The sequence below is a fragment of the Longimicrobium sp. genome (assembly GCF_036280135.1).
In the GTDB taxonomy this organism is placed as follows: Bacteria; Gemmatimonadota; Gemmatimonadetes; order Longimicrobiales; family Longimicrobiaceae; genus Longimicrobium.
In genome coordinates this window covers 1-6,236 of the sequence record NZ_DASURI010000805.1, presented here as the reverse complement: position 1 = coordinate 6,236, position 6,236 = coordinate 1, and the positions used below count along the sequence as shown (strand labels likewise).

4 protein-coding genes and 1 riboswitch are annotated in these 6,236 nt (G+C 72.6%); all 4 genes read left to right on the top strand.

What is annotated here, in order from left to right; genetic code table 11:
* The first annotated feature begins 313 nt into the window (after positions 1–313).
* The 4 genes from VFZ20_RS26045 to VFZ20_RS26030 all read left to right on the top strand — a co-directional run bounded on the left by VFZ20_RS26045 (position 314) and on the right by VFZ20_RS26030 (position 6,029).
* Complete coding sequence (locus VFZ20_RS26045) at positions 314–1,435, top strand: phosphotransferase family protein (RefSeq protein WP_329686891.1); 1,122 nt, start codon at positions 314–316, stop codon at positions 1,433–1,435.
* On the top strand, positions 1,432–2,481 hold the full coding sequence (locus tag VFZ20_RS26040) for a T3SS effector HopA1 family protein (RefSeq protein WP_329686890.1): 1,050 nt from the start codon (positions 1,432–1,434) through the stop codon (positions 2,479–2,481). The genes VFZ20_RS26045 and VFZ20_RS26040 overlap by 4 nt, the downstream gene beginning before the upstream one ends.
* On the top strand, positions 2,474–3,847 hold the full coding sequence (locus VFZ20_RS26035) for a lanthionine synthetase LanC family protein (RefSeq protein ID WP_329686889.1): 1,374 nt from the start codon (positions 2,474–2,476) through the stop codon (positions 3,845–3,847). The genes VFZ20_RS26040 and VFZ20_RS26035 overlap by 8 nt, the downstream gene beginning before the upstream one ends.
* 323 nt (positions 3,848–4,170) lie before the next feature.
* Positions 4,171–4,252: riboswitch (cyclic di-GMP riboswitch) on the top strand.
* Between the two features lie 43 nt (positions 4,253–4,295).
* Positions 4,296–6,029, top strand: a complete 1,734-nt coding sequence (locus VFZ20_RS26030; protein ID WP_329686888.1) for a S8 family serine peptidase — start codon at positions 4,296–4,298, stop codon at positions 6,027–6,029.
* Positions 6,030–6,236 lie beyond the last annotated feature (207 nt).

Below are 6,236 nucleotides of genomic sequence, written 5' to 3'. Positions count from 1 at the left end.
GGGAATAGGGAACAGGGAATAGGGAATAGCCTGCAACTGCTGAACGGCGGGGGACAGGGGGACAGGTTACAGGGGACAGCCTGCAACCGCGGCCCCGGCCGGCTTCACGCGGACCGACGCAGTCCAACCTCCCCCAGGGGTTTTGGGGGAGGTGGGCGAGCTCTGCGAGCCCGGAGGGGGCGCAATGTCCGCCCCCGAGCTCGGCCCGGCGATCCGCCCCGTACCTTCGTACCTCGTACCTTCGTACCTCGTACCTTCGTACGTCAGTTACTTTCGCACTTTCGCACTTTCGCACTTTCGCACTTTCGCACTCGTGATCCTCTCCCCCCGCACCCTCACGCCGTACCTGCTCGACCGGGGGCTCATCACGCCGGCGGAGGTGGTGGACGGCGACCTGTGGATCGCCGACATCAGCCGCCGCAACCGCAACTTCCGCGTGCGGCGCGGCACGGGGCGGCCGGGGCTGTTCATCAAGCAGCCGCAGGACTGGGAGCCGTACAGCGCCGAGACGCTCCGCCGCGAGGCCACCTGCTACCTGCTGGCCCGCGACGATGCCGACTTCGCCGCCTTGGGCGAGCTGCTGCCCCGCTTCGTGGACTACGACGCGCAGCGGGCCGTGCTCGCCCTGGAGCTGCTGCCCAGCGACGAGTCCCTCGCCGACCACCACCAGCGCCACGGCAGCTTTCCGACCGACGTCGCCGAGCGCGTGGGCACCATGCTGGGCAGCTATCACCGCCACGCGGGCAGCCAGGCGCGCGACGCGGGGCGCGCGTCCGCGTTTCCCCGCGGCATCCCGTGGATCCTGAACGTCACGCACCACCATCCCGGGCACGTCCGCTCCGTGAGCGCGGGCAACCAGGAGCTCGTCCGCATCCTTACCCGCTACCCGGAGTACGGGCAGGCGCTGGACGGCATCATGGCCGGGTGGCGCCGCGACGCCCTCATCCACGGCGACCTCAAGTGGGAAAACTGCATGGTGCTGCCGCCGGAGACCGAAGGCGGCCCGCCGGGCATGCGCATCGTGGACTGGGAGATGGCGGACTTCGGCGACCCGTGCTGGGACGTGGGCTCCATCTTCCAGGCGTACCTGTGCTTCTGGATTCTCTCCATCCAGGCCGCGGACACGGCGCCGCCGGAAAGCCTGCCCTCCCTGGCCACCGTGCCGCTGGAGCGGATGCAGCCCGCCCTGCGCGCATTCTGGGACGCCTACGCGCGCACCCTGGGCGCGGACGAGGCCGAAGCGGCGGACCGGCTGCGCCGCAGCGCCCTCTACACCGCCGCGCGGATGCTGCAGACCGCGTGGGAGCACACCGCCTACGTGCCCGTGGTGAACGCCAACATCCTCTGCATCATGCAGGTGGCCATGAACATCCTGCTTCGCCCGGACGAAGCCGTGCGCACGCTCCTGGGCATCTCCCGCACGGTGCCGGCGTGAGCGCCCCCGCCCTGCGCGAGCGCGCCCCGTCCGCATCCGCCCCGTCCGCCGCGGATGCCGTGCTCCCCCTCATCCGCGCCGTGGAGATCCTCTCCCCCACGGCGGTCCGCGTGGCGGGGGAGCGGATGGAGCGCGCCCCCGCCACCCCCGCGGACGCCGCCGGCGCGGAGTCCGGCGCCGTGCTCCTTCCGTTGCTGACGGAGGCGCTGTACACGCGGTGCTACGCCCGCCGCCTGGGCTGGCCCGCGACGCCCGCCGCCGCGCCGGCCCCGGAGGACGACCTGGTGCCCGCGCTCACGGCAGCGAACCCGGGCACGGAGCGGTGGGAGGCGGGCTGGCAGGTCACGCAGGCCCTCAGCACGGGGCGCGTCGTGGCGGAGCGCTACGGGCGCACGCGCTTCCTGTGGCCCGGCGAGTTCCTGGCGTCCGACGCGCCGGGGACGCCGCCGCGGCCCGGCGCGCGCATCACCGTGTGGCGGCCGCGGGAGAGCGCCACGCTGCAGCCGGGCTTCTACTTCGTCTTTGGCGAAGGGCCGGGGGAGGACGATGCCGCCCTGCTGCGCGTCTACTGGAACGTGACGCCGGCCGGCGCGCCCGCGCTCACCGCCGCCCTCCCGGGGACGCTGAACCGCTGGGGCGTGCCCTTTCGCTACAAGGTGCTGGCCTCGCGGACGCTCTACCCGCGGACGGACAGCGCCGTGCTGTACGTGGCCCGCCGCACGTGGCCCCTTCTGCGCGAGCTGGTGGCGGACGTGCATCACGCCTGCGCGGGGCACCTGGGCGCGGACACGCCCCTGTTCGCGCGGCGGATGGCGCGCGGGATGGCCGTCGCGGAGGACCCGGGCAACGGCGAGAGCTTCGGGATGCAGCGGTGCCGGCAGGTGGCGGAGGGCCTGTGGACGGCGTGGCGCGCGGGGCATCACGGCACGCGCGAGCGGCTGGCCGCGGTGCGCGACGCGCTCCATCGGGCGGGCGTGTCGCTGGACGCGCCCTGGCTGGCCGCGGGATCGATGGCGCGCTACGAGATGGACGGTGCGGATGCCTGACCCGGCGTTCCTGCGGGCGGCCGCGTCCCTGGGCGCGCGCCTGTGCCGCGAGGCCGTGTGGGACGGCGACCGGTGCAACTGGATGGGCGACGCGCAGGACGCCGTCAACGGCCAGCTCGCCGTCGTCCATCGCGCGCAGACGCCCGTGCTGTACGACGGCACGGCCGGCATCGGCCTCTTCCTGGCCCGGCTCTTCGCGGCCACGGGCGAGCGGCCGTTCCGCACGGCGGCCCTCGGCGCCCTGCGCCAGTCGCTCCGGGCAAAGGACCGCGTGGGCGCGGAGCTCCGCATCGCCCTCCACGCCGGGTGGACGGGCATGGCCTGGGCGCTGGCGGAGGCGGCGGACACGCTGGGGGAAGACGAGTGGAGGGCGGAGTCCGCCCGGCTGGCGGCGGAGCTGCGGGGCATCGATCCCCATCCGCTGGCGGTCGACGTGATCTCGGGGAGCGCCGGGGCCATCCCCGTGCTGCTGGAGCTGGCCCGCCGCCACGGGGACGACGGGCTGATGGAGAACGCCGTCCGCCACGGCGAGTTCCTGCTGGACGGCGCCCGCCGCGGGAACGACGGGTGGTCGTGGCACACGATGGACGCGCCCATGCGCGCCCCCCTGACGGGCTACTCGCACGGCGCGGCGGGCGTGGCCCTGGCGCTGCTGGAACTGGCCGCGGCCACGGGGGATGAGCGGTTCCGCGCGGCGGCGGACGAGGGGTTTCGCTACGAGGCGCGCTGGTTCAGCCCGGAGCACGGCAACTGGCCGGACTTCCGCCTCTTCGGCGACCCGGCGGCGGCCGCGGCGCAGCCCGTGTCGTACGCCGTGGCGTGGTGCCACGGGGCGCCCGGCATCGGCCTGTCGCGCCTGCGCGCCTACGAGCTGACGGGCGATGCGGACCGGCGGATGGAAGCGGAGGCCGCCCTGGCGACGACGGCGCGCACGCTGGACGCCGCCGTGGCCACGGGCGCGGGCTTCGGCTTTTCGCTCTGCCACGGCGACGCGGGGAACGCGGAGCTGCCCCTGCTGGCCGCGCGCGTGCTGGGCGATGCGTCGCAGGCGGAGCGGGCGGCGCGCGTGGGGCGGATGGGGATGGAGCGCTACCTGGCGACGGGCGCGCCCTGGCCCTGCGGCGTTCCCGGCGGCGGCGAGACGCCCAACCTGATGCTGGGGCTGGCGGGCATCGGCTGGTTCTACCTTCGGCTGCACGATCCGTCCGTCCCTTCCGTGCTCCTGGTCCACCCCCGCGCCGCGTGCCCTGCCCTGCCCTGGCCGGCTGAAAAAGCCAAAAATCATTTTCACGCAGAGGGAGCAGAGGCAGCAGAGTACTTCATCGCGCGACGAAACTCCTCTGCTGCCCCTGCTCCCTCTGCGTGAATAAGCAGTTGTTTGTTCGGCTGGATGTCCACGATGCATGGCGGAAAGGATGCGCGACCCGGATCGGGGCGGGAGACGCGGCGGGCGCGGCGGACTGCGTGACAGGGGCGATCGGGTAAACGCATGCAAGGCTTACCGATGCAGCACGCGCCCCTGTTTCGCTGCTGCTACGCGGACAGGTCTCACGGGGCGTTGACGAACGGACGTTCGACATTTATCTTCTGCGACCGGAAACGAATTGCGAGCGACCGCATCTCCTGCTTGGGACAGGAGCGCGGCCTGCTGCGTTCTGTTTTCGGCAGACTCACTCGATTTGTTCTCCGCCACGATACAGGCACCCCGGCCGTGAGGCCGGTCCGCAAAGCCAGGGATCTCGGCCCCCATCGAGACCGCCCGGTTGCCGTGAGCATCCGCTCCCACGCCGCCCGCAGCACCTGGAGGAACCCCCATGAAGCGCAGTTTCGCCGCACTCGCCCTCACCAGCCTCGTACTGGGCGCCTGTACCGACCTCGACTCCCCCACGACGGTTCTCGAGCAGGAAAAGGAAACGCCCAAGGGCGGCTCCACGTCCAGCTACGTGGCGCCCTACCTGCCCGGCCGCGTCATCGTGCGCTTCAAGTCCGGCGCCGACAACGTCCGCAACCCGCTGGCGCAGCGCGAGGGCCAGGTGCGCCGCATGGTGGAGGGCATGGGCGCCCGTCCGTCGGCGGCCATGCTGCTGCCCCGCGCCTGGGTGCTGAGCGTCACGCCCGGCACCGAGTCCGACGTGGCCGCGCGCCTGGCCCAGGACGAGAGCGTGGAGTTCGCCGAGCCGGACTTCATGATCGCCCTGATCCCGTGCGAGACGGGCAACTGCGCCGACCCCCAGGACCAGTTCCTGGTGCGCAAGTGGGACCTGCACAACACGGGCAGCATCAACCTGTCGGGCGTGGTGACGCTCTCGGGCGCCGCCGACGCCGACATGGACTGGGTCGAGGCGTACGACGCGCTGGGCCCGGCGCCCACGGGCACGGCCCGCATCGCCATCGTCGACACGGGCATCCGCGACACGCACCAGGAGCTGGCCGGCCGCGTGGTGGCCGCCCGCAACTTCGCCACGGGCTACCCGGCCACCCTGACCGAGGACCGTGACTCGCACGGCACGCACGTGGCCGGCATCGCGGCGGCCCGCGGCGTGGCGGCCAGCGGCGTGGCGTACGGCCCCGGCATCCAGATCATCAACGCCAAGGCCTGCGAGCGCTACCTGTTCCCCGACAACTCGGTGCGCACCTCCTGCCCCACCTCGTCCACGGCCGACGCCATCGTGTGGGCCACGGACCAGGGCGCCAACGTCATCAACCTGAGCCTGGGCGGCGTTCCCACGGCCACGTCGGGCTCGTCCCTGCAGCAGGCGGCCCTGCAGTACGCCCGCAGCAAGAACGTGCTTCCGTTCTGCGCCACCGGCAACGACAACTACTTCCAGATCGCGTTCCCGGCGCGCTTCCCCGAGTGCTTCGCCGTGGCCGCCACCACCTGGACCGACGGCCGCGCGTCGTACAGCAACTACGGCCCCGGCGTGGACATCGCGGCCCCCGGCGGCGACAGCGGCACGGGCTTCCCGCTCAACCTGATCCTGTCGCTGAGCAACAGCGCCGACAACACCTACGCGTACAAGGCCGGCACGTCCATGGCCACGCCGCAGGTGGTGGGCCTGGCCGCGCTGCTGTTCTCGCAGGGCGTGGGCGACGACGAGGCGGTGCTGGCACGCATCCTGGAGACGGCCGACGACCTGGGCGACCCGGGCGCGGACAACATCTTTGGCGCGGGCCGCATCAACGTGTGCCGCGCGCTGAACCCGGCGCAGCTGTCGGTGAGCATGCCGGGCGCGTTCAACCGCAAGAGCAACGGCGTGTTCCCGGTGGTGGTGTACAACGTCCCCGGCTTTGACCCGTCCAAGCTGGACGAGGCCAACATCACGCTGGGCGACGGCACCGGCGCGGGCGCCAACCTGGCGCTCAAGGGCGGCGACTACCGCGCGGCGCTGGTGGACGTGGACGGCGACGGCGACCTGGACCTGGAGCTCAAGTTCCCCCGCCCGGCGCTCGCGTCGGCCGTGGCCAGCGGCGCCAGCCAGCTGTACGTGAACGGCAACGTGGGCTGCCGCCGCGTGCGGGGCGGCCAGGCCGTGCGCGTGAACGGCTGATCGCTTTCGGTGGATGGACGAGAGGGGCGGGCCCGGCCAGGGCCCGCCCCTCTCGCGTTTGGGGTGCGAAAGTGCGAAAGTGCGAAAGTGCGACGGCAGTGATCGCCGAGCCCGTGCCGCCGGGCAATCACCCCGTAGAAGTATACACCCTCTCCCGCGCAGTCTGCGGGAGAGGGTGGGTGAGCTTTGCGAACCCGGGTGAGGGCC